This is a genomic window from Planktotalea frisia (assembly GCF_001890925.1).
GTDB lineage: Bacteria > Pseudomonadota > Alphaproteobacteria > Rhodobacterales > Rhodobacteraceae > Planktotalea > Planktotalea frisia.
In genome coordinates, this window is the sequence record NZ_MLCB01000106.1 from 11,452 (window position 1) to 32,988 (window position 21,537).

Annotated in this window: 19 protein-coding genes; 9 read left to right on the forward strand and 10 right to left on the reverse strand. The window is 53.9% G+C overall.

Annotated elements, in window-relative coordinates; all coding sequences use genetic code 11:
- Nucleotides 1-4: 4 nt before the first annotated feature.
- Entirely contained in the window at nucleotides 5-688 is a 684-nt protein-coding gene (locus PFRI_RS07230) for a GltB/FmdC/FwdC-like GXGXG domain-containing protein (RefSeq protein ID WP_072630034.1), read from the reverse strand.
- The gene (locus PFRI_RS07235) at nucleotides 689-1,618 is read right to left on the reverse strand and encodes a class II glutamine amidotransferase (protein ID WP_072630035.1); all 930 of its coding nucleotides are present in this window, start codon (nucleotides 1,616-1,618) and stop codon (nucleotides 689-691) included.
- Nucleotides 1,619-1,831: 213 nt separating this feature from the next.
- Between PFRI_RS07235 and PFRI_RS07240 the strand changes: the two genes are divergently transcribed.
- The 6 genes from PFRI_RS07240 to PFRI_RS07260 all read left to right on the forward strand — a co-directional run bounded on the left by PFRI_RS07240 (nucleotide 1,832) and on the right by PFRI_RS07260 (nucleotide 7,436).
- Nucleotides 1,832-3,238 (forward strand): ammonium transporter, encoded by a 1,407-nt coding sequence (locus tag PFRI_RS07240; RefSeq protein ID WP_072630063.1) that lies wholly within the window; start codon nucleotides 1,832-1,834, stop codon nucleotides 3,236-3,238.
- A gap of 26 nt (nucleotides 3,239-3,264) precedes the next feature.
- A complete protein-coding gene (locus PFRI_RS21335) occupies nucleotides 3,265-3,435 on the forward strand; it encodes a hypothetical protein (protein WP_170124853.1) in 171 nt (56 codons plus the stop codon).
- Between the two features lie 154 nt (nucleotides 3,436-3,589).
- A complete protein-coding gene (locus PFRI_RS07245; protein ID WP_072630036.1) occupies nucleotides 3,590-4,738 on the forward strand; it encodes an aminomethyl transferase family protein in 1,149 nt (382 codons plus the stop codon).
- A gap of 65 nt (nucleotides 4,739-4,803) precedes the next feature.
- Nucleotides 4,804-5,400 carry a dimethylamine monooxygenase subunit DmmA family protein gene (locus tag PFRI_RS07250; RefSeq protein WP_072630037.1) on the forward strand — a complete coding sequence of 199 codons (597 nt, stop codon included), beginning with the start codon at nucleotides 4,804-4,806 and terminating at the stop codon, nucleotides 5,398-5,400.
- On the forward strand, nucleotides 5,397-6,359 hold the full coding sequence (locus PFRI_RS07255; RefSeq protein ID WP_072630038.1) for a PDR/VanB family oxidoreductase: 963 nt from the start codon (nucleotides 5,397-5,399) through the stop codon (nucleotides 6,357-6,359). The genes PFRI_RS07250 and PFRI_RS07255 overlap by 4 nt, the downstream gene beginning before the upstream one ends.
- Before the next feature lie 9 nt (nucleotides 6,360-6,368).
- Nucleotides 6,369-7,436, forward strand: a complete 1,068-nt coding sequence (locus tag PFRI_RS07260; RefSeq protein ID WP_072630039.1) for a heme-dependent oxidative N-demethylase family protein — start codon at nucleotides 6,369-6,371, stop codon at nucleotides 7,434-7,436.
- A gap of 41 nt (nucleotides 7,437-7,477) precedes the next feature.
- On the opposite strand, the gene PFRI_RS07265 is transcribed toward PFRI_RS07260, so the two are convergent.
- From PFRI_RS07265 to PFRI_RS07285, 5 genes are all read right to left on the reverse strand, one after another.
- The gene (locus PFRI_RS07265) at nucleotides 7,478-8,137 is read right to left on the reverse strand and encodes a helix-turn-helix domain-containing protein (RefSeq protein ID WP_072630040.1); all 660 of its coding nucleotides are present in this window, start codon (nucleotides 8,135-8,137) and stop codon (nucleotides 7,478-7,480) included.
- Between the two features lie 164 nt (nucleotides 8,138-8,301).
- Nucleotides 8,302-8,868, reverse strand: coding sequence for a sarcosine oxidase subunit gamma (locus PFRI_RS07270; protein WP_072630041.1), 567 nt, complete (start codon nucleotides 8,866-8,868; stop codon nucleotides 8,302-8,304).
- Nucleotides 8,861-11,800, reverse strand: coding sequence for a sarcosine oxidase subunit alpha family protein (locus PFRI_RS07275; protein WP_072630064.1), 2,940 nt, complete (start codon nucleotides 11,798-11,800; stop codon nucleotides 8,861-8,863). The genes PFRI_RS07270 and PFRI_RS07275 overlap by 8 nt, the downstream gene beginning before the upstream one ends.
- Nucleotides 11,801-11,808: 8 nt before the next feature.
- Nucleotides 11,809-12,096 (reverse strand): sarcosine oxidase subunit delta, encoded by a 288-nt coding sequence (locus PFRI_RS07280; protein WP_072630042.1) that lies wholly within the window; start codon nucleotides 12,094-12,096, stop codon nucleotides 11,809-11,811.
- A 16-nt stretch (nucleotides 12,097-12,112) separates the two neighbouring features.
- A complete protein-coding gene (locus PFRI_RS07285; RefSeq protein WP_072630043.1) occupies nucleotides 12,113-13,363 on the reverse strand; it encodes a sarcosine oxidase subunit beta family protein in 1,251 nt (416 codons plus the stop codon).
- Between the two features lie 290 nt (nucleotides 13,364-13,653).
- Here PFRI_RS07285 and PFRI_RS07295 point away from each other — a divergent pair, with 290 nt between their 5' ends.
- The 3 genes from PFRI_RS07295 to PFRI_RS07305 all read left to right on the forward strand — a co-directional run bounded on the left by PFRI_RS07295 (nucleotide 13,654) and on the right by PFRI_RS07305 (nucleotide 17,660).
- Nucleotides 13,654-14,595, forward strand: a complete 942-nt coding sequence (locus tag PFRI_RS07295) for an ABC transporter substrate-binding protein (protein WP_072630045.1) — start codon at nucleotides 13,654-13,656, stop codon at nucleotides 14,593-14,595.
- 72 nt (nucleotides 14,596-14,667) lie between these two features.
- On the forward strand, nucleotides 14,668-15,687 hold the full coding sequence (locus tag PFRI_RS07300) for a quaternary amine ABC transporter ATP-binding protein (protein WP_072630046.1): 1,020 nt from the start codon (nucleotides 14,668-14,670) through the stop codon (nucleotides 15,685-15,687).
- The gene (locus tag PFRI_RS07305; protein WP_072630047.1) at nucleotides 15,687-17,660 is read left to right on the forward strand and encodes an ABC transporter permease; all 1,974 of its coding nucleotides are present in this window, start codon (nucleotides 15,687-15,689) and stop codon (nucleotides 17,658-17,660) included. Before PFRI_RS07300 ends, PFRI_RS07305 begins: the two co-directional genes overlap by 1 nt.
- Nucleotides 17,661-18,031: 371 nt before the next feature.
- Here the strand turns inward: PFRI_RS07305 and PFRI_RS07310 are convergent, their stop codons facing one another.
- The 3 genes from PFRI_RS07310 to PFRI_RS07320 are packed head-to-tail and all read right to left on the reverse strand — an operon-like array spanning nucleotide 18,032 to nucleotide 21,527.
- Complete coding sequence (locus tag PFRI_RS07310) at nucleotides 18,032-19,918, reverse strand: bifunctional sugar phosphate isomerase/epimerase/4-hydroxyphenylpyruvate dioxygenase family protein (protein WP_072630048.1); 1,887 nt, start codon at nucleotides 19,916-19,918, stop codon at nucleotides 18,032-18,034.
- Complete coding sequence (locus tag PFRI_RS07315; RefSeq protein ID WP_084649637.1) at nucleotides 19,915-20,760, reverse strand: shikimate dehydrogenase family protein; 846 nt, start codon at nucleotides 20,758-20,760, stop codon at nucleotides 19,915-19,917. Before PFRI_RS07315 ends, PFRI_RS07310 begins: the two co-directional genes overlap by 4 nt.
- Complete coding sequence (locus PFRI_RS07320; RefSeq protein WP_072630049.1) at nucleotides 20,757-21,527, reverse strand: HpcH/HpaI aldolase family protein; 771 nt, start codon at nucleotides 21,525-21,527, stop codon at nucleotides 20,757-20,759. The genes PFRI_RS07315 and PFRI_RS07320 overlap by 4 nt, the downstream gene beginning before the upstream one ends.
- Between the last annotated feature and the right edge of the window lie 10 nt (nucleotides 21,528-21,537).

The following is a 21,537-nucleotide window of genomic DNA, read 5'->3' on the forward strand; positions in this document are numbered from 1 at the left end:
ATCCTTAATACGCAGCAGCGTTATCAACGTCGAAGTTGTAGAGATTGCGCGCCGAGCCATAGCGCGTGAAGTCTTTCGGATCAGCGTCGATCCCTGCTTCATCCAAGAGGCCTTGCAAAAGCGTCAGATGCTCGCTCCGCATTTCTTTCTTCTCGCAATCGGCACCAAGACTTTTCACCGAACCGCGCACAAAGAAACGTGCCTCGTAGCAGCTGTCACCTAGCGCATCGCCTGCATCACCGCACACCACAAGGTTGCCAGATTGACCCATAAACGCAGACATGTGGCCAATGTTGCCTTGAACAACGATGTTCACGCCTTTCATCGAAATGCCGCAGCGCGAAGAGGCATTGCCCTTGACCACGATCATGCCGCCATGCGCCGTCGCACCAAGGTACTGGCTCGCATCGCCCTCAATTACAATTTTGCCGGACATCATGTTTTCGCCCGTGCCTGGCCCCGCAGAGCCATCGATCTTGATCGTCGCCTGCTGGTTCATGCCACCGCAGTAATACCCTGTGGAGCCTTTGACAGTGACTTCAATCGGCGCATCCAGACCACATGCAATCGCATGCGCGCCTTTGGCGTTCTCGATGGTCCAAGCGGTCTGGTTCGTATCATCCGCCTGAGCATGCAGCGCCGCATTCACGCCGCGCAGGCCCATTTCCTGTAAATCGACTGTCTGCATTTACGCTGCTTTCTCTGTGTTGGTTGGGAGCGTGTTGTGGCTCCAAAAGTAAACGGTTGCTGGCTCTGGCTCCCAAACACGGGCAGTTTCGATCCCTGGTAAATCAACGAGCGCACGGTACTCGGAGCCGAACGCTACATATCGATCGGTTTCGGCCATCACGGCAGGCTTGCACGCAATCGGGTCCCGCACCACGCCAAAGCCGTCTTTCGTACCAACAAGGAAGGTGAAGAAACCATCGAGATCATCCAGCGCGCTTTCCAACGCTTCGCCCAATGTCGCGCCTTCGCGCATTTTCCACGTGAGGTAGGCGGCACCAACTTCTGTGTCGTTCTCTGTTTCGATGTGGATACCCTCGCGGCGCAGTTTGCGGCGCAAGGAATTGTGGTTGGAGAGTGACCCGTTGTGCACCAAACATTGATCATCGCCGGTGTTGAACGGGTGCGCACCCATCGTTGTCACCGCAGATTCGGTCGCCATACGAGTGTGGCCGATTCCATGGGTTCCCGACATGGAGGAGACGTCAAACCGCGCGGCGACGTCTTTTGGCAGGCCCACCTCTTTATAAATCTCAAGCGTGTCACCACGACTCATGATGCGCACATTGGGGCGCACTTCGCTCAGTGTTTGGCGCGCTTTTTCAAAGCTGCCTGCCGGGATGGACAGAACCGCGTGCGTGCTTATCACTTGCATCGACACAGCACCGCCGAGCGCATCAGCGAGCGCACTGTCAAGACCAGAAAACTCCAGATCAGGCGCGTCAGATTGCACTGTCATCTTGGAGGAACCTTTTGATTCATCACCGTAAATCGCAATGCCCGCACTGTCGGGGCCACGATCGGTCATCGTGATCAACATGGAGGTGAGCATTTTGCCCAATTCTGGCTCTAGCGACTTGTCCTTGAGAAAAAGGCCAACAATTCCGCACATATTAAAATCCCTCGAAAAACGGCCGCTTGGCTCGCGGCATTCGACTCAGACGCTAACAGCAAATTTTTTCCGGCTCAACTGTTAGGAAACTTTTTTTCACTTAAGGCAAAAAACACTATGAAAATTGCGAATCTCATGTTTGATTGCGCACCAGCCGACCGCATTCACGACGGAAGGCATCGAAAAAACGACAGCCAAAGGGGAGTCCTCACAGTGGAAGACCAAATCGCAGAGCTCGTTGCCAAAGTGGCAGCGCTTGAAGCGGCGGGAAGCGGTGCAGGTGCAAAAGTCACCAACACCATGTTCGCTGAAACCTACTATTATCTGACCATTCCGTTGATGATCATCATCCACGCGGGATTCCTTGCGTATGAAATGGGCGCATCTCGGCTCAAGAACGTGTTGTCCTCTGGCGTTAAGAACATTCTCGCCTTCGCGTTCATGATCCCGACATTCTACTTCTTTGGCTGGTGGGTCTACTTCGGTTTCCCAACAGGCATTCCCGGTGCCGCTGGTCCGATGGGCATTTCCGGCGTTGAATATGCCAACTCGATTGCATGGGGCTGGGGCGAGTCTGCTCAGTACATGGGTCCGAACATTGCCGATAACATTTCTGGCGTGTTCTTTGGTGCCTTCGCGCTGTTCGCTTGTACAACGGCTTCTATCATGTCCGGTGCAGTCATTGAACGCATCCAAACGGTCGGCTTTATCATCCTCGCTGTTGTGCTTGGCTCGTTCGCTTGGGTCGTTGCGGCGGCTTGGGGCTGGCATGCAGATGGCTGGATGGTCACAAAATGGGGCGTCCATGACTTCGGTGCTGCGGGTCTTGTTCACGCGGTTGCTGGCTTCTTTGCGCTGGGTGTTCTCATCAACCTTGGGCCAAGGATCGGCAAGTTCAACGCGGATGGCTCAGCTAACCACATTCCGGGCCACAATATGCCCCTCACTGTTGTTGGTCTGATGCTGATTATTGTTGGCTTCTGGGGCTTCTTGATGGCTTGCGTCGTTCCTCCGGGCGAAGCATGGAGCTGGTTCCCAGACAAGTTCGCAACGATCTATGGCACGCCGATTACGCTTGGTTCCCTATCGTTCAACATCCTGATGGGTGTTGCGGGTGGTATCATAGGTACATGGCTCTTCACACGTGATCCATTCTGGATGATGTCTGGCGCGCTTGCGGGTATTATTTCCACGGCGTCTGGTCTGGATATCTACTTCCCTGCACATGCTTTCCTGATTGCAATGTCTGCAGGTCTGATCCTGAAGCCTTGCGCAGATTGGTTAGAGCGTCGCGGTATCGACGATGCGGTTGGCGCGGTCACAGTGCACGGCACAATCGGCCTTTATGGTGTGGTTATGCTCGGTATCTGGGGCGCTGGTTATCCATCGCTTGCGATCGACAACGCACCAACTGTGAGCCTGATGGGTCAAATCGGCGGAGCAGTTGTCTTCTTCTTGCTTGGTTTCGTGCCGGGTTACGTTGTGTCCTACATTCTCAAGATGTTCGGCATGCTGCGTATCCGTGAAGGTGCAGAGCTTGCGGGTATGGATCTCGTGAAAGTACCAGCGGCTGGTTATCCTGAGTGGGGCACAGATGCTCCAGTCACACCTGCTGAATAATCAACTTAGAAACTTAGGAGAAACACATGTTTCCATATTCTGAAGCGTCCTGGAGTGTTGTTGACGGTGCCATGTTCATCGGTTGGGGCACCTCCCTGCCCGGCATCACGACTGTCCTTGCGATGATCGCTTGTGTCGTCGTGCTGGTGATTGGTCAGCGCTCTGAAAGCGCGAAAGCGAAAACGTTCGACAAGTAATTTCAGCTCGAACACGGATCGGGGGGCCAAATACGGCCCCCCTTTTTCATTTTTATTGCCTGACAGGAAAAAAAGTTTAATCGCAATGTTGCTTTTTGAAGCGCTGTCGGGCTGAATACAGCCAAACAAGACTCACAACAGATAGGGGAATCCGATGGCGATCATCTGGAGACATTCAGCACTAGCACACCGTCACGCAGAAATTGGCGGCGAGTTGGAAGACTGGAACGGCATGGGAACCGCTTGGTTCTATGATCACACGCCCGAGCGCGCGAAAGCCGACTATGAGGCGATCCGCACCAAGGCTGGCTTGATGGACGTCTCTGGCTTGAAGAAAGTCCACGTCACTGGCCCAGATGCGGCCTACGTCATTGACCGCGTCACAACGCGTAACGTTGAGAAAATTGCACCGGGTCGCTCGACCTATGCGTCGATCCTCAACAGCGACGGCAAATTCATTGATGACTGCATCATCTATCACCTCGCAGTAAATTCATGGTTGGTCGTGCACGGCACAGGCACAGGCATGGAGCAGTTGACCTCTGTCGCTGCCGCAAAGAACTGCACCGTTTTGATGGACGACGATCTGCACGACATGTCGCTGCAAGGTCCGCTTTCGGTTGATCTGCTGGCCAAAGAAATCCCAGCAATCCGCGATTTGGCCTATTTTGGCATCATGCAAACCCGCCTCTTTGGCAAAGACGTCATGATCTCGCGCACAGGTTATACTGGCGAGCGTGGCTATGAGATTTTCTGCCGTGGCAAGGATGCGGTGCATCTGTGGGACAACATTCTCGCATCCGGCAAGGACATGGGCGTGCGTCCGACGCAGTTCTCCACACTCGATATGCTGCGAATTGAAAGCTATCTGCTGTTCTATCCCGGCGATAACTCTGAGACCTTCCCGTTCGACGATGAGCCCTGCGGCGACACGCTTTGGGAACTGGGCCTCGACTTTACGGTCTCACCCGACAAGATCGGCTTTATCGGTGCAGAGAACCATTATGCCGCCAAAGGCAAAGAGCGCTTCAAGATCTTCGGCGTTCAGCTATCCGACAGCATGGACCAGATGGAAATGTTCGCCCGCGTCATGCACGACGGAAAAGACGTTGGCGTGATAACTTACGGTCTGTCTTCCGATCTGAACAACTACTCTGTCGCCATCGCGCGTCTGTCACCAGAGGTGGCAAAAGCAGGCACGAAGCTGACAGTTGTGCAGCCGGACGGAACAGAGCGGGCAGCAACTGCAGAAGAGATGCCGTTCTACGATGTAGACAAATCAATCCGCACAGCCAAAGGCTGATTTGTTATGACTTCAGGGCGCGAGATATTCTTCGCGCCCTCTTTCCATCGCTCACAGGGTAACTCATGTCGAAATTCGAATTCCCACAATCGATCCGAAGCCGCCCTGTTTGGGGCACGCTTGAGCCACGCGCAGGCAAGCATCACTTGATGATCGCTGACGCACAAGGCGCAGAGGCTATTTTGGACGTCGCAACGCCAGAATTGATGACAGGCGCGCATATCATTTTCATCGCCAAAGGCACCGATTATGGCGACAAGCTGCGCGCGTTGAACCCTGCGCAATACTACGAAGGCCCGTCTTACGAGGCCGCCGCTTCCCGCATTCAGCGTGTGTTGCAGGACGCCAAGATGAGCACGCAGGTCTATCTGTCGGGCACCGAAAGCCTGATGGGTCAAGCTATGCGCGAATGCACGAACGCAGGCATTCCATATACAGCCGTCCAGACCGAACATCGCGGCAGCACCGCGCGCCGTATGCAATGCGTTCACTGCAAGGGCATCACAGAGGACGTCGCGATTGATCCATTCGTTTGCTCTCACTGCGGTTTGAACCTGTTCGTGCGCGATCATTACTCCCGTCGTCTTGCCGCCTATCAAGGCGTGTGCATTGACGCGGAAGACCCCGGAAATGTTCCTCCATCAAAGGGGATTTACGAATGAGTGGTGCAGAGAAAATTGACGTCACTGTCACCGAAATCGTTGCTGTGAATGAACTCGTCACACGCTTCAAGTTTGAGCGCACGGATGGTGGCTTGCTGCCCACCTTCTCCGGTGGCGCGCATACGGTTGTTGAAATGAAAGACGGCGCAATCACGCGTATGAACCCCTACTCGCTAATGTCCGATCCTATGGATCAAAGCGCCTACACAATATCTGTGCGCCGCGATGATGAGGGGCGTGGTGGATCCCTGTTCATGCATAACAATGTCTCTGTTGGGGACAAAATGGTGATCAGCTATCCTGTGAACCTTTTCTCGCTGGACCTGCGCGCCAAGAAACAACTGTTCATTGCAGGCGGCATCGGAATCACGCCGTTCTTGAGCCAGATCAAGCAGATGGAACGCTTGGGTGGTGCTTGGGAATTGCATTATGCGTGTCGTAACGCGGCGCTTGGATCCTATGTGGATGAGCTGTTGTCAGCACATCCTTACGAGGCCCATGTTTACTACGACGATGAAAAGCAAGCGATCGCGCTGGAAGAATTGCTCAACGGTCAACCTGTTGGCACGCATGTTTACGTGTGTGGCCCCAAAGGTATGATCAACTGGGTGCGCGCAACGACGGAAAAACTCGGCTGGCCGCGCGAAGCCGTGCATTACGAGGAATTCCTCGCGCCACAACCGGGCAAACCGTTTGAAGTGAAACTCGCCGTGTCCAACAAAGTCATTCAAGTCGGCGAAGATGAAAGCCTGCTGGAAGCGATGGAGCGTTCAGGCGTGGATGCACCCTATCTGTGCCGTGGCGGAGCCTGTGGGCAATGCGAAACGCGCGTGATTGATTATTCCGGTAACTTCATTCACCGCGATCACTGGTTGGAAGATGATGAACATGCGTCAGGCGAAAAGATCATGCCGTGTGTGAGTAGATTTGAGGGCAAGACCCTCGTGCTGGACCGATAGGAGCCAACAATGACCATTCAGTTCAACGAAGAAACATTCCGCGACGATTACACGTTTAAAAACTCTGATTGGGCGATCCAGCGGTTCCCATTCCCGTTCCACGAAGACAGCTACATGTATTCGGTAAATATGGAGCAGCATCGCGGTGGTCCCGAAGGCTCGATCTACGAAAAGCGATTTGATGTAGACGAGCATTACGTCGCTGAGATGCGCGACCGCGCGATGGTGCTCGCGGATGATCCGCTGCGCTGCCAGTCTTTGCCGCATATGACGCTTGCGGGCTGGGATTTGCTTGAGCTGATCATGGTCTCCAAATCAGAGGATTATCCCGACCTGTTCGAGCTGCACCGCGACGGCGATCAATGGCGCTGGGTGAACAAACCACTTGGTATTGATGACACGTTCACGTTCCTTGATGAAACCACGCTACCTTACGGCCCGATGGAGTATATCACGCGCCAAGCGCAGGGTGATTTTTGTGTACTGGATCAACGCGATGACAATCTGTGGATGGACGCAGGCACTGTGACGACGCAAGCCGATTGGTCACTCGATTTCGATATCGGGATGAACTTCTTTGAGTGGCACGCCCCTGTGCCGCTGGCCCATGAAAAGGGCATCTTTGTTCGAGCGTTGAAGTTCCTTTTGAATATCCAGCAAGGGTCACCTGCACGTCGCTTGAACTGGACGATGACGGTGAATCCGCTTCTAGATACATCCCCTGAAAACTATCACAAATGGGGCATTCAAAAAACGACGATCACACCGGATAACATCGGCCAGAAACAGCACTTACGCGTGGAGCTACAGACGTTCTTCCGCCTGCCGCGCTCGAACGCACTGGTCTTTCCGATCCGCTGTTATCTGTGCAATTTCGATGACATGATGACGATGCCCAAATGGGGTCGTCGTTTGCACCGTGTGATCCGTGATTTGCCAGAAGAGCTGGCGACCTACAAAGGCTTCATCGACAACCGTCCGATGATGCTGGACTACTTGGCAAAGTTTGATGATGGCTTGCCCACAAGTCCAGGGATTTGGCCTGACAAAGACTCAGAACCGCCGCTTCAGGCGTGACACCAACGTAAGGTGCGTGGTTTCACGCACCCTACCCTCACTCAGCCTGTTGATTGCGGATAGCTGATAATCGAAAGATAGCGTGCAGGCAATTCCACAAGCTTTTCAGGACCATGCGGCGCATCCGCATCAAAAAACAGAGTGTCCCCCGGCAGCAAGGAATGCACATCATCGCCGTGGCGATAATCGACTTTACCCTCAAGCATATAAATTGTCTCGATCCCGCCGTGTTGGAACATCGGAAACACATCAGATTGTTCTGACAAAGTGATCAAATAAGGCTCCACAATCACACCGCTCGAATTCGCACCAATGTGGCCCAGCAGGTTATACTGATGGCCTGCGCGCGTGCCTTCGCGCTCCAACTCAACACCCTCGCCCGCTTTCGTATGAACCGCTGAGCGTTGCTCCTCAAAGCGACGGAAAAAGCTCGTGAGTGGTACCGACAGCGCATTCGCCAACGTTTGCAGCGTACTCAAGGATGGTGAGGTGTTACCGTTCTCGATCTTGGAGAGCATGCCAATCGACAAGCCCGTCATAGACGCTAGTTCTGCCACGGTGATCTCTTTTTGTTTACGAAACGCGCGAACTTCGCGGCCAATCGCAACTTCGAGAACCTTCTCGCGCTCTCCCGCAGATGTGACATGCGGATCTTGACTAAGTTTAACAACCATCTCGGGCGATATCGCTTCTATGTTCATCCTCTTAGCCTCCTAGAGTGGCCCAACTGCAAACACAACAATTCACGAGAGTTCACCCGAAATTCGGTCCATTCCCTTCATTATAGGATAAAAAATTTCATACGGGTAAATAAAATCCCCCCGCTTGACGCTTTTTGAGGTGTTCTTGGCTGTTTTAAGAACGCTCAGGCGACCGAGCGCATCGCCGTCACAATCGCATGATGCAAAGACCCCGCAGACGCGCGAGGTCCAAGAATGCGCACCCAATCACTCGGATCGCGGCGCAGAACGAAACATCCCAAGTGATGAATAGACGTACGTTGTGCATCGCCCGTTGTCATCTGGCGGACGTTGATCGGACATAACAACTCGACAACCTGCTCCATCGCGCTGCCTTGCAGATCAAAGCACGCCCAAGCATCGGTTTGTTCAGTGATCGACGCAGTATCGCCAAAACGGGACTTCAACTGGCTCGCAAGGTCTTCGTGGCTCGCAAAAGGCGCGCCGACCATCCATTGATCCGGCCCCGTCCAGAACGCGGCTTCGGGATCACGCAGAACCGCTTTGCCGACCGCAGGCAAACGACCATCGAGCAGATCAGACAGATGCGCGCGGCACGCAGCTTCGTGCCCTAGACGCCCATGAACAGAGGCGAGCGCGAGACCATCGCTCTCGCGCAATTCAGCATTGCCAATCGTGTCAACGCGCACGGTTTGCCCGCCAAGGGCAGTAATAGGAGTAAGGCTATGCACGTTGGCGTCCCCCTTCTGGGTCAACAAAATGGGCAGAAGTCACTTCGACCTCGACTTCGCTATCGGTCACCGGCGAAACAAGGCGCATCTTTTCGCCCATACGCGCATCCCCCGATTTGATGAACGCGAGACCGATCATTGACCCGACTTCTGGCGAATAGGCGGCGGAAGTTACATAGCCCTGATCATGCGCGGCATCGACAGGGCCATCGGCCGCCATCAAATGCCCACCAGCGGTGATCTTGTCTTCGCGCGCGAGCGGCTTCACGCCGACCAGCTTCAACGCATCTTCTTCATTCAAACCTGCGCGTTCAGACAGAACCGTGCCGATGCTGTCCTTTTTCTTGGACACCATTCGACCCATGCCAAGATTGTTCGCAGTGGTTGTGCCGTTCAGCTCATTGCCCGCCGCATGCCCCTTTTCGATACGCATCACGCCGAGCGCTTCTGTGCCGTAAGGAACAACGTCGAACTCTTCGCCCTCTTCCATCAGTTTGCGCATCAAAGCGTCGCCATAACGCGACGGTACAGCGATCTCAAAGGCCATTTCGCCAGAAAAAGAAATACGGAACAAACGCGCGCGCAAACCACCACAGACGGTAATATTGGCGCAGGCCATGAACTCAAACGCCTCATTCGAGATGTCAAACTCGGGGTCGACAATCTTTTGCAAAAGCTTGCGCGAATTCGGCCCAGCAACCGCATATTGCGCCCAAGCTTCCGTGGTGGAAATCAGCTGCACATCCGCGTCCGGCATCAAGCACTGACGCACAAATTCCATGTGTTGATAGACAGGGCCAGCTTTGGCTGTGGTCGTTGTCACAACGAAATGATCTTCCGCCAAACGGCCAGCCGTGCCATCATCCATTGCGATACCATCTTCGCGCAGCATCAGACCATAGCGCACCTTGCCAACAGCCAGTTTCGCAAACGGATTGCAGTAGAGTTTGTTGAGGAACGTCGCCGCATCCGCGCCTTGCACATCGATTTTTCCAAGCGTTGTACAATCGCACACACCGACAGAGGCACGGGTTGCTTTGACTTCGCGGTCTACCGATTGACGCCAATGGGTTTCGCCCTCGATCGGGAACCACTGCGCGCGCAGCCAATTGCCCACTTCAACAAAAACCGCGCCGCGCTCTTTCGCCCAGAAATGCGAGGGGGTCAGACGTGTCGGGTGGAACTCCATCCCGCGCATACGACCGGCGAGCGCGCCAATGGACACAGGCGTGTAAGGCGGGCGGAAGATCGTTGTTCCGACATCGGGAATACCTTTTCCTGCAATTTCCGCCATAATCGCAAGACCGCCCATGTTGGATGTCTTGCCTTGATCCGTCGCCATGCCCAGCGTCGTATAGCGCTTGAGGTGCTCAACGGATTTGAACCCTTCTTGATGCGCAAGCTTCACGTCCTTGACCGTCACATCGTTTTGCTGATCCAGCCACGCGCGTTTGCAGCCCTCGACATACCAAAAAGCGGATTGCTTGGCGGGGGTGTCAGCGGCTGTTGGTACATCCGCCGCTTTGATGCCAAACGCGTCAGCCGCGCCTTTTGCACCGCTGTGCAAAGCGCCATATGTGGAGAGATCCCCGCTCGCAGCACCCGCAACAGACATGCCCGGCGGCAGCGTGCCCCCCGGAACAAAGGCTGAAAGTTCAGCATTCCAAGCTGGGCGACCCCGTTGATGGCATGTCAGATGCACATTCGGGTTCCACCCCCCCGACACACCTAGCGCGCCACATTCTAGCGTTCGCATAGAGCCATCGGCTTGCTGTACTTCAACGAACGCCAGGCCAAGACGGCCTTTGGTATTGATCACTTGCGCGCCCGCAAGCACTTCGTAATCCATCGACATCGGTGTCTCTGAACGTGTGTCGATCACCGCGGCAATCTTGACGCCCTTCGCATGCAGGTCAGCGGCAGTGCGATGCCCATCATCGCACGACGTAAAGATCGCGACCCGCTGCGCAGGCGTTACCGCCCAACGGTTCACATAAGAGCGCATCGCAGAGGCAAGCATAATGCCCGGACGGTCGTTATTCTCAAACGCTATTGGCCGCTCAATCGCGCCGGCACACAGCATCGTTTTGCCAGCATAAATGCGCCAGAGGATTTGACGTGGTTTGCCAGCGGCAGGTTCAAAGAGGTGATCCGAGACACGCTCAACCGCGCCGTAAATGCCATGATCGAACGCACCCATGACAGTAGTGCGCGTCATCAGGCGCACGTTGGGCATCGAGGAAAGTTCAGCAACCGTTTGCGTCGTCCAATCGAGCGCGGCTTTGCCGCCAACAGCCATATTTTCGCTCAGCAATCGCCCGCCCAAGGCAAAATCTTCATCTGCGAGGATCACGTCTTTGCCGGCGCGACCAGCAGTCAGGGCAGCCATGAGACCCGAGGGTCCAGCGCCAATAATCAACAGATCGCAATGACGAAAGCCCTTGTCATACTGATCCGGGTCTTCTTGCATCGACAACGCACCAAGACCTGCGGCACGCCGAATAATCGGCTCGTACACTTTCTCCCAAAAAGACGCAGGCCACATGAAAGTCTTGTAATAAAAACCTGCGGCAAGAAAATCAGAGGCAGCATCGTTCACAGCCATCACGTCAAACTTCACTGACGGCCAGCAGTTTTGCGAGCGCGCAGTTAGGCCCTCAAATAGCTCTGCCGTGGTCGCACGTGTGTTGGGTTCCGCGCGCGCGCCGTCGCGCAGCGTGACAATCGCGTTCGGCTCTTCACTACCTGCGCTTAGAGGACCACGCGGACGGTGGTATTTGAACGAACGTCCCATCAGGCGAACGCCGTTGGCAAGCAAGGCAGAGGCGAGCGTGTCACCTGCGTGACCTGTGAAGCTTTTGCCATCGAATTTGAACTTCAGGCTTGATCCACGATCAATTTGACCGCCATCCAATCGGTTCACTTGTGTCATTTGGCCACTCATTTGGAACGTCCCTTGCTGCGCGCCACATCGCGGGCCAGCTCAACCTTTGAAATTTCGTGCGTGCGGGTGTCGCGCGTGACCACGAGCCAAGAGCGATCGCCCCCCTCATGAAACCACAACTCGCGAAGCGTTCCAGCGGGATTGTCGCGCAAATACGCGTAGTCGTGGAACTGCTCCGCCACGGTGTCGCTCTCAGGATCGGGACGCTCGATCAGGCGCGCGTCGCCCATATAAACGAACTCGGCACTGTCGCGTGGGCCAAGAAGCGGGTGGTTGATAATCATGCTTTTTCTCCCGTCATCAGTGCAGGTTGGGCTGGTTGCCCTGCCCTTTTTCGTCAATCATGTGACCTGTTTTGTAGCGATCCAAACGATAGGCTGTCGCCGTTTCATGCGGCGTATCATTCGCAAGCAAATGCGCGAACGTGTAGCCAGAGGCAGGTGTCGCCTTGAAACCGCCGTAGCACCAGCCACCATTGAAATAGAGCCCCTCGATATGGGTTTTGTCGATATAGGGTGATCCGTCCATCGACATATCCATGATCCCGCCCCACATACGTAAAAGTCGCGCGCGGCCGATCATCGGCATGATCGCCATACCGCCTTCGCAGACGTCTTCGACCACAGGAAGATTGCCTCGCTGTGCATAGGAATTGTACCCGTCAAGATCACCGCCAAAGACCAGCCCCCCCTTGTCGGATTGGCTCACATAGAAGTGCCCTGCGCCAAAGGTGATCACACCCGGCAGCACAGGTTTCAGGCCCTCAGACACAAACGCTTGCAAGACGTGGCTCTCAATCGGCAAACGCATTCCCGCCATGCCCATCAAACGGCCCGAGTTACCCGCAACGGCGCAACCCACCTTGTCCGCACCAATGAAACCACGCGAAGTCTCAATCCCTTTGCAAACGCCGTTTTCGATTTTGAAACCCGTGACTTCGCAATTTTGGATAATATCGACACCGTGACTATCAGCAGAGCGCGCATAGCCCCATGCAACGGCGTCGTGGCGCACAGTTCCGCCACGCCGCTGAGCCAGCCCGCCTTTGATTGGAAAGCGTTGATCGTCAAATTTCAGGAAAGGGTACTCTTTGCGAATTTGTGCTTCATTCAGATACTCCGCGTCAGCCCCGTTCAAAATCATCGCATTGCCACGGCGTACGAACGCATCGCGCTGTGCGTCAGAGTGAATGAGGTTCATAATACCACGCTGCGATACCATCGCATTGTAGTTCAGGTCTTGCTCCAAACCTTCCCAGAGTTTCAAAGAAAACTCATAAAACGGTTCATTCCCATCTAGCAGGTAGTTTGAGCGGATGATCGTTGTGTTGCGGCCAACGTTACCGCCGCCAATCCAGCCCTTCTCGATCACGGCGATGTTCTTCTGCTTATAGACCTTCGCCAAGTAATGCGCCGTCGCCAAACCATGACCACCGCCACCGATGATCACGATGTCATAGTGCGGTTTGGGATCAGGCTCACGCCACGCAGGTTTCCAGCCTTTATGACCGCTCAGCGCCTCTTTGATGACCTTAAATCCAGAATATCGCATGTCTTGGACCTCCACCGCCCAATCTCTTTCAATGTTGCACAAAAAAGTGCTGAAACGCGACAAGATCGATCAAAAACAGACCGACTCTGCGCTTTCTGAGAAAAGAAAGACCACCCCCAACAACTACACACAAGAAAAAAACTTGATTGAGAGGAAAAAAATGGCAGAGTGTAGGCATTGCCATACCGTCGCATGCAGATTCGCAAGAATGAGGATGCACAGGCGGTGAACAGCCACCGGCAAAAGATATGTCGCGACACATAGAGATCGCGAAGAACAGGGAGAAGATAATGAAAAGATCAACAACGGCACTCGCGGCGGGTATCCTCGCAGCTCTGCCAATGGCAGGTTTTGCGGCAGACAGCAGCGATCCTATCGTCATTCCAATCCACAACTGGTCCAGCCAAATCGTAATGTCCAACGTTGTTGGCCAGATTCTTGAAGGCATGGGCAACAACGTTGAGTATGTCACAACTGACAGCCAAGCGGTTTATGAATCAGTTCGCCTTGGCGATGTCACGCTTGAGATGGAAGTTTGGGAAGGCGCTTTTGGCGCATCTTTCCGCGCAGCAATGGAAAAAGGCGGTATCGTGGATGTGGGTGACCACAACGCTGTAACGCGCGAAGACTGGTGGTATCCAATGTGGACCAAAGATGCATGCCCCGGCCTGCCATCTTGGGAAGCTTTGAACGACTGTGCTGCGGTTTTCGCAACAGCGGAAACAGGCGACAAAGGCCGCTACTTGGATGGTCCAGTTGACTGGCTCAAGCACGGTAAAGAGCGTGTAGACGCGCTTGGCATGGATTTCGTTGTTATCAATGCGGGTTCTGCGGCGGCACTTTGGGCTGAAATCGGTGCAGCTGAAGCAGACAAGAAACCAGTGGTTGTCTTTAACTGGACACCAAACTTCGCGGAAGCGGTTTGGCCTGGTGAATTTGTCGAATTCCCAGAGTGGGTAGATGGCTGTGACAAAGACCCAAGTGTTGGTCCAAACCCAGACGCGCTTTATGACTGCGGCAACCCAGCCAAAGGCTACATGAAGAAAGCCGCTTGGGAAGGCATGGAAGAAAAATGGCCAGCAGCCTACGCTGTTCTGGAGCAAATTTCCTTCACCAACCCACAGATCGCTGAAATGGCCAAAATGGTAGACATCGACGAGATGGAGCCAGAAGAAGCGGCCGAAGAGTGGCTTGCAGCAAACAAAGACGTTTGGATGGGTTGGACTCAGTAAGTCCTCTTAACCAATAGTTGATATAGGCCCCGCCTGAATATTTCAGGTGGGGCTTTTTAAACAGGATTCCCCATGACCACTGATGCCCCCGTTATCTCCGCAAAGAACGTCTGGAAGCTTTTTGGAAGCGCGCCAGAAGCTTATCTCAAAGGAATGAAACCAGAGATGAGTTTTGATGAGATCCGCGCGGATGGCTATATTGCTGGCGTTAAGGATGTCTCGATCGAGGTGTCACGCGGCGAAATGCTGGTCATCATGGGGCTGTCAGGCTCTGGCAAATCCACTTTGGTGCGCTGTTTCTCGCGTCTACATGAAATTACCGGCGGCACGATTGAAGTCGAAGGTCAGGACATCATGTCCTTGTCCGAGAAAGAGCTGATCGAGCTGCGTCGCAATAAGATGGGCATGGTGTTCCAAAGCTTTGGCTTGCTGCCCCACCGAACAGTCCTCGACAATGTCGCCTTCCCATTAGAGATGCGCGGTCAGGACAAACATGCGCGCCGCGAACGTGCGCTTGAGGTGATCAAACTCGTAGGCCTTGAGGGACGCGAAGACTATTTCCCGCGCGAGTTATCGGGCGGTCAGCAGCAGCGCGTCGGCATCGCGCGCAGCCTCGCGATTGAGCCTGATATCTGGTTCCTCGATGAGCCCTTCTCCGCACTCGATCCGCTCATTCGCCGTGAAATGCAGGATGAATTCTTGCGCCTGCAACAGCTTTTGAACAAAACGATTGTCTTTATTACACACGACTTCGACGAAGCCCTGCGCCTCGCAGATCGCATCGCAATTATGAAGGACGGTGCGGTAGAGCAATGCGACACACCCGATCAAATCGTGCTGCATCCAGCGACAGAATATGTACGCAAGTTTACCGAAGAAATCGACAAAGCGCGCGTTGTCCATGCGAGCACTTTGCTTGAGCCCGGCCTCAGCGGTGAGGGTGATCCGGTGGACGCCGCAGCCTCTGTGCAGAGCTTGGCGAAACTGCTGATCCAAGACACGCGTGTCGCTATTCCAGTGGCAAAAGACGGTACTGTGATTGGCGCGATAAGCCGTGAGACAGCGCTCGGCATATTGGTGGGAACGGATTGATGGCTGACACAACAGCCATTTCCGCCACAGCCCCAATGAGCCGCTCAAAGCTTGCAAGCCTCCTCGTGGGCGTTGCGATTGTTCTAACGGCTTTGCAATACCTCGGGTTTCTGCCCGCCGCGCTGCACCGATTACCCGAAGCGTTCGTGCCCGACTTCGCGCGATATCTTGATGCGTTCTTCAACTTTGTGAAGGACGATCTGGGCCTATTTACCCTGACCCGTTGGCTCACTGGATTGTTGCAAACCGTCCTTGATACCACTGCCAACCTTCTATTCGGCAAACGTCGCTGGCCCAACCTTGGCCCGATCCCTTGGACTGCGATTGCCGCATCTATGGCCGTGCTTGGCTACTATTTAGGTGGCTGGAAAATGGCTGCGCTGGTCGCTGTTACCTTCTGTTGGACCGCGCTTGTCGGCCAATGGAAAATCGCAATGGAAACGATGTCGGTACTTGTGGTCGCCGCGCCAACAGCCTTCATCATCGGTCTGTCCCTTGGTATTGCTGCGTGGAAATCCCCTGCGTTTGATCGCACTTTGAAACCGATCTTGTCAGTGCTCCAAACGCTACCCTTCTTCACATACCTTCTGCCTGCTGTGATCTTCTTCAAGGTCGGGCCAACCGCGGGTGCCGTCGCTACAACGATCTACGCGATCCCACCGATGATCTTGATGACAACGCTTGGCTTGCAAAAAGTCAGCCCAGAAGTTGTCGAAGCCGGTCACATGAGTGGCTGCACCAAGTTCCAGCTTTTGCGCCATGTCTACCTGCCCTCTGCACGTACAGAAATCCTCGTGGGTGTGAACCAAGTCATCATGCTCTGCCTTGCGATGGTGGTTCTAACCGCTTTCATCGGCATGCCTGGTTTAGGCGCAAAGCTGCTGGCGATGATGGGTAGTTTCAAGCTAGGCCGCTCCTTTGAAATCGGCGTCACGATTGTTCTGCTCGCCGTCACATTGGATCGCATGTCCAAAGCCTGGGTCGTCAAGCAACCTGAGCATTTCGAACGTGGCACTCCATGGTGGAAACGCCATATCATGTTCCTGCTCGCATTGGGTGCCTTCGTGTTCTTTTGCATTGTTGCGCAGTTCGTAGATGTCGCGTCTGAAATTGGTCGCAAGCAAAGCCTGTCCGTCGGTAAAGAGCTGGACGTGGGTATCAAATGGTTCCTCAACATTGAGTGGGTCAAAGCAATCACCTATTTCTTGCGCGCCTTTGTGAATGTGCAAATTCTGATCCCTTTCCGCAATTTCCTGCTATCGATCCCGACGCCTGCGTTCATCTTGCTGATCACCGCCTTCGCGCTTTGGCTTGGTGGCCGTCGCCAAGCGGTCACGGCCCTGATCTTCTTCTCCTTAGTTGCACTTTCTGGTTGGTGGGATCGCTCGGTCATTACGCTCTATTCCGTGATCTCTGCGGTCTCGATCGCCATGCTCTTGGGGCTGCCGATTGCTATCGTCGCGGCGCGGACTGAAAAATGGTCGCAACGCCTTTTGCTTGTGTGCGACACAGCGCAAACCTTCCCGAGTTTCGTCTACCTGATCCCGGCGATCATGCTTTTTGGCATCACAGACATCGCCGTCATTTTCTCCATCCTGATCTTCGCGATGGTCCCCCTGATCCGCTACACGATTGAGGGCCTGCGCACTGTGCCGCCCGAAGTGATCGAGGCTGCGGAAATGTCGGGTGCGACGCGGATGCAAAAGTTGGTGAACGTAGAGTTGCCCTTGGCTTTGCCAACGATGGCTGTTGGTTTCAACCAAGCCATTATGTTCGCCTTCTTCATGGTAATTATCGCGGCCTTCATCGGCACACAAGACTTAGGTCAGGAATTGCAGAGGACGTTGGCTGGAACGGACTTGGGCAAGAATTTCGTTTTGGGTATCTGCGTTTCGCTCATGGCTTTGACATTCGATTTGACCATTTTGAAGTGGTCATCTGATCGGAAAAGGATGTTAGGGCTGGAAGAATAGCGATCTCGCCTGATCTTGTTATTGTTTTAGCGCACGGAAGCTGAGGAACAGCCCTGATTGAACTTTCGTACATTGGAAAGCATGAGTTTCGCCGCTGTATTTCGCTACCAAGTGTCTTTTATAATCACTTAGACTGCGCCTTCGCCACAACGTTGAATTACGGACACTTATCCGGTACTCTCGTCCCTGGGCCGCGATTCAACATTTTGAACAACGGTGCAGTACAGTTTTACCAAAGCGGACAACGGTAGACGGGTGCAGAATTAAGTGGGCGGTAGCGGTATGTCGTGACAGCTTAGATATTTTACAAATGCAATTCACTGGCACTCTTTGACCGTTTCGTCAGGTAGAAGCACAGGGCCACTTAGTTTTTATGCTTTTGGTACCCCCTTCGGGCGCAATAGGCGTTTCTGAGCTGCGATCCGAAACGGAGCATTCGGGGCACCATAGCCTTGGTAGTTTCTTCGTCTTTCAACGACTTCGAAAAACATGTTCTTTAAGAACGGCTTTGAATACATCTGAAAAAAGGAACCGTTTTCATCTTCATCATATAAAATGTTGTTAACTGACAATTGTGAGAGCATCTCGGGTGAAAGATCAAACCGCGCAGCCAAGTCTGCGTAATAGTTTTCAGGTATTTCAAGCGGCTCAAATTCTGACACGGCCAGCGCCTTTGCCGTTGCGAATATATCATCGCTCGCCAATGCAATGTGCTGCACAGAAGCACCAAAACTATCTGCAAGAAATCGACCTGCCATCGTGCGATGGGTTTCAGCACCGTTCAAAGTGATGCGAAAGGCACCATCAACCGTTTCCAATGCTTGACTGCGCACCAGCCCATCGGGGTCGATCACATCTACCATCGGGGATTTATTCATTTTAAAGAGCGTCGAGTAAAACAGCGACCAACTGAGCATTTCATCATAGCTCATGGTTTGAGCAAGATGATCTATGCGCGTTAAGCCTGCCATGTGATCGCTGGCATGCACCGCCGTGAACTCCAGATCCCAAACTTCGGACAATCCACTGACCTCATCAACGAGATGAAGTACACTACCGCTAAGTCCACGGATCGCGGGAATGTTCAGCTCACCCGGCCCAGTTGGTTGTTCAAAGTGCTCTGCTCCGAGCTTACGCGCGCGCAAGGCGGCATCGCTTGCGTCATCAACGCTTAGTCCAACCGCGCAAACGGTCGAACCATGCGCAACATATGCGCTGCTTGCAAAGCCTATCGTTTCGCGGTTCACAACGATGCGGATGTCCCCTTGTGTCCAAAGGGATAACTGTTTGGAAATGTGATTTCCCGTATGCACAAAGCCAAGCGTTTTCAGCATGATATCAAGGGCTTCAGCCTCCGCACCACGACTTGCGAATTCGACGAAAGAAACGCCGTTGACGCTTTGACGCTTTGGCAAGGGCGCAACGTTCGCACTTGGTACTGCACCGCGACACCGCACATCATCCATCAATGCCACAAGCGAGCGATATCCATCCTTCGCAATGCCTTTAGGATTGCCCCCGCGAAACTGATCGTTGAAAATTTCCAGACTTATCGGTCCCTTGTACCCCGTCGCCATAACAGCCGTCATAAAGCCTTTGATATCAAAATCGCCTTCGCCTGGCATGTTGCGGAAATGTCGGGACCAGTAGAGCAGATCCATCTCAATCTGGGGCGCATCTGCAAGGTGAATGTAGAAGATCTTATCCCCCGGAATACTGCGAATCGTATTAGGGTCAATCTTGCGCGACAATGTGTGAAAGCTATCCAGAATAAGCCCAACGCTCTGATGATCCGCACGGCGCACGACCTCCCATGCATCACGGTGATCATTGACGTGCTTGCCCCATGCAAGCGCCTCAAACCCAACACGCAAACCACGTTTGGCTGCCCGTTCACCCAGCTCATGAAAATCCTGCGCCATGCGATCAATCCCGCCAAGCGCCTGAGGGTGGCAGGACGAGCATATCAGCAGCAAATCGGTTCCCAATTCCTGCATCAAATCAAACTTACGCTCGGCGCGATCAAAGGCTTTAATACGGATGGAATCGGGCAAAGCCTCAAAATCGCGAAAGGGTTGGAACAAAGTAATTTCCAACCCTTTCGAGCGGATCAAATCGCCAACGTCGCGCGGATTGCCGTCATGTGCGATGAAATCTTGTTCGAATATTTCCAGACCGTCAAAACCAGCGGCCGCGATTGCATCCAGTTTTTCTGTAAAATTTCCAGAAATCGAAACGGTCGCGATTGAGGTCTTCATGAAGGCTCTCCTGCAAGGGCGCGGCGCAAGGCGCTGTGATCTAGGTCTGCGCCGTTCGAGAAATGCGCCCACGCCTGAAGGCCTTGGTAAAAAAACAGCTCGTATCCAGACAGTATGGACAAACCTGCAACAGCTGCGTCCTTAAGGAATTGTGTTTCAATGGGGGTGTAGACCGCATCAAAAGCCCACCTTGCATTAGACATCGCCACTGCTTCTAGGGGTGTTCCGCCGATGCCCGCCATGCCAAGGGGCGTACAATTGATCAGCCCATCGGCCAAACTGGCGGCTTGGTTAGGGTCTGAAGCCACTCTGATCATCGTGCGGCCTGCAAACGCCCCTAAGGCCGCGGCCAACGCTTTGGCCTTTTCCAAATCCAGATCCACGCAGCAAATTTCATCGGCTCCCAATGCGCACAAGGCGAATGCAATCGCTTTGCCCACGCCACCCGCGCCGATCAGACACACTTTTCCCGGGGTCACACCGCCGAAAACTTGTCGATAGGCGGCGATTAAACCAGTGTAGTCTGTGTTGAAGCCCTTCGGGCCTTTGCCCGTAAACAAAACGGTATTCACCGCGCCAATGGCACGCACGGTTGGGTCTGCAATCGCAATCAACTCAACCACACGTTCTTTGTAGGGATAGGTCACATTCACCCCACGCAATCCGTCGCGTTGCGCGTTTGCGAAGACATCCTCGAATGATGCGTTCAACTCACTGGGGATCAACAGATCATAAGAAACGGGCAAACCAACCAAACGACCTGCTGCACGATGTAGATCCGGCGAGCGGGAGTGAGAAATGTTGTCGCCAATCAACCCTAATTTCAGCGGAATACTTTTCACGCGTTGTCGAACCTGCGGCGCAGAGCTTCGACACTGTCGGCAAGCATAACAAGATCAACGCCAACCGCCGTAAAGGCAGAACCGAGCGCGATGTATTTATCCGCCACGTCAGGGTCAAGCGCCATGATGCCCACAGGAACGCCTAGGGTTTTCAAACGCGCGAAGGCCTTCTCGATTGCCGTAACCACATCGGGGTGGTTCATTTGTCCCGGCAAGCCCATGCTTGCGCTTAGATCGGCAGGACCGATGAAGACCGCGTCAACACCGTCCGTTTGCGCAATTGCTTCTAAGTTCGCCAACCCCTCAAGCGTTTCGACTTGCACAATCAAGCATAACTCGTCCGAGGCTGTTTCGAAGTAGTCGTCAACTTTTCCGTAGCGCGTTGCGCGGGTCATGCCAGCCATGCCACGTATGCCGAGCGGCCCATAGCGCATCGCTTCAACGGCTTTTGCCGCCTCTTCAGCGGATTGAACATACGGCACTAGCAAAGTCTGCGCGCCCATATCCAAAATTCGTTTAAACAAAGCTGGATCATTATCAGCTGGGCGCACAATTGCAGAAGAACTGCCATTTGCAGCCACGGCTTGAAGTGCTGGAAGAACCTCCACAGTTTCGATCGGTGCATGTTCGCAATCAATCAGAACCCAGTCGAAACCAGCCCCGCCAAGCAGTTCAGGAACCGTGTTGCCGCCTATGGTATTCCAGATGCCCGTTTGATGCTGGCCAGCTTTCAGCGCTGCTTTGAAGCGGTTGGTTGGGTTCTTCATATGTGTCGTC

What these genes read in the sequence shown, in the direction of transcription:
- PFRI_RS07230 (WP_072630034.1), bottom strand. Translation starts at nt 688, where the DNA reads ATGCAGACAGTCGATTTACAGGAAATGGGCCTGCGCGGCGTGAATGCG.
- PFRI_RS07235 (WP_072630035.1), bottom strand. Translation starts at nt 1,618, where the DNA reads ATGTGCGGAATTGTTGGCCTTTTTCTCAAGGACAAGTCGCTAGAGCCA.
- PFRI_RS21335 (WP_170124853.1), top strand. Translation starts at nt 3,265, where the DNA reads ATGTTTCCATATTCTGAAGCGTCCTGGAGTGTTGTTGACGGTGCCATG.
- PFRI_RS07245 (WP_072630036.1), top strand. Translation starts at nt 3,590, where the DNA reads ATGGCGATCATCTGGAGACATTCAGCACTAGCACACCGTCACGCAGAA.
- PFRI_RS07250 (WP_072630037.1), top strand. Translation starts at nt 4,804, where the DNA reads ATGTCGAAATTCGAATTCCCACAATCGATCCGAAGCCGCCCTGTTTGG.
- PFRI_RS07255 (WP_072630038.1), top strand. Translation starts at nt 5,397, where the DNA reads ATGAGTGGTGCAGAGAAAATTGACGTCACTGTCACCGAAATCGTTGCT.
- PFRI_RS07260 (WP_072630039.1), top strand. Translation starts at nt 6,369, where the DNA reads ATGACCATTCAGTTCAACGAAGAAACATTCCGCGACGATTACACGTTT.
- PFRI_RS07265 (WP_072630040.1), bottom strand. Translation starts at nt 8,137, where the DNA reads ATGAACATAGAAGCGATATCGCCCGAGATGGTTGTTAAACTTAGTCAA.
- PFRI_RS07275 (WP_072630064.1), bottom strand. Translation starts at nt 11,800, where the DNA reads ATGACACAAGTGAACCGATTGGATGGCGGTCAAATTGATCGTGGATCA.
- PFRI_RS07280 (WP_072630042.1), bottom strand. Translation starts at nt 12,096, where the DNA reads ATGATTATCAACCACCCGCTTCTTGGCCCACGCGACAGTGCCGAGTTC.
- PFRI_RS07285 (WP_072630043.1), bottom strand. Translation starts at nt 13,363, where the DNA reads ATGCGATATTCTGGATTTAAGGTCATCAAAGAGGCGCTGAGCGGTCAT.
- PFRI_RS07295 (WP_072630045.1), top strand. Translation starts at nt 13,654, where the DNA reads ATGAAAAGATCAACAACGGCACTCGCGGCGGGTATCCTCGCAGCTCTG.
- PFRI_RS07300 (WP_072630046.1), top strand. Translation starts at nt 14,668, where the DNA reads ATGACCACTGATGCCCCCGTTATCTCCGCAAAGAACGTCTGGAAGCTT.
- PFRI_RS07305 (WP_072630047.1), top strand. Translation starts at nt 15,687, where the DNA reads ATGGCTGACACAACAGCCATTTCCGCCACAGCCCCAATGAGCCGCTCA.
- PFRI_RS07310 (WP_072630048.1), bottom strand. Translation starts at nt 19,918, where the DNA reads ATGAAGACCTCAATCGCGACCGTTTCGATTTCTGGAAATTTTACAGAA.
- PFRI_RS07320 (WP_072630049.1), bottom strand. Translation starts at nt 21,527, where the DNA reads ATGAAGAACCCAACCAACCGCTTCAAAGCAGCGCTGAAAGCTGGCCAG.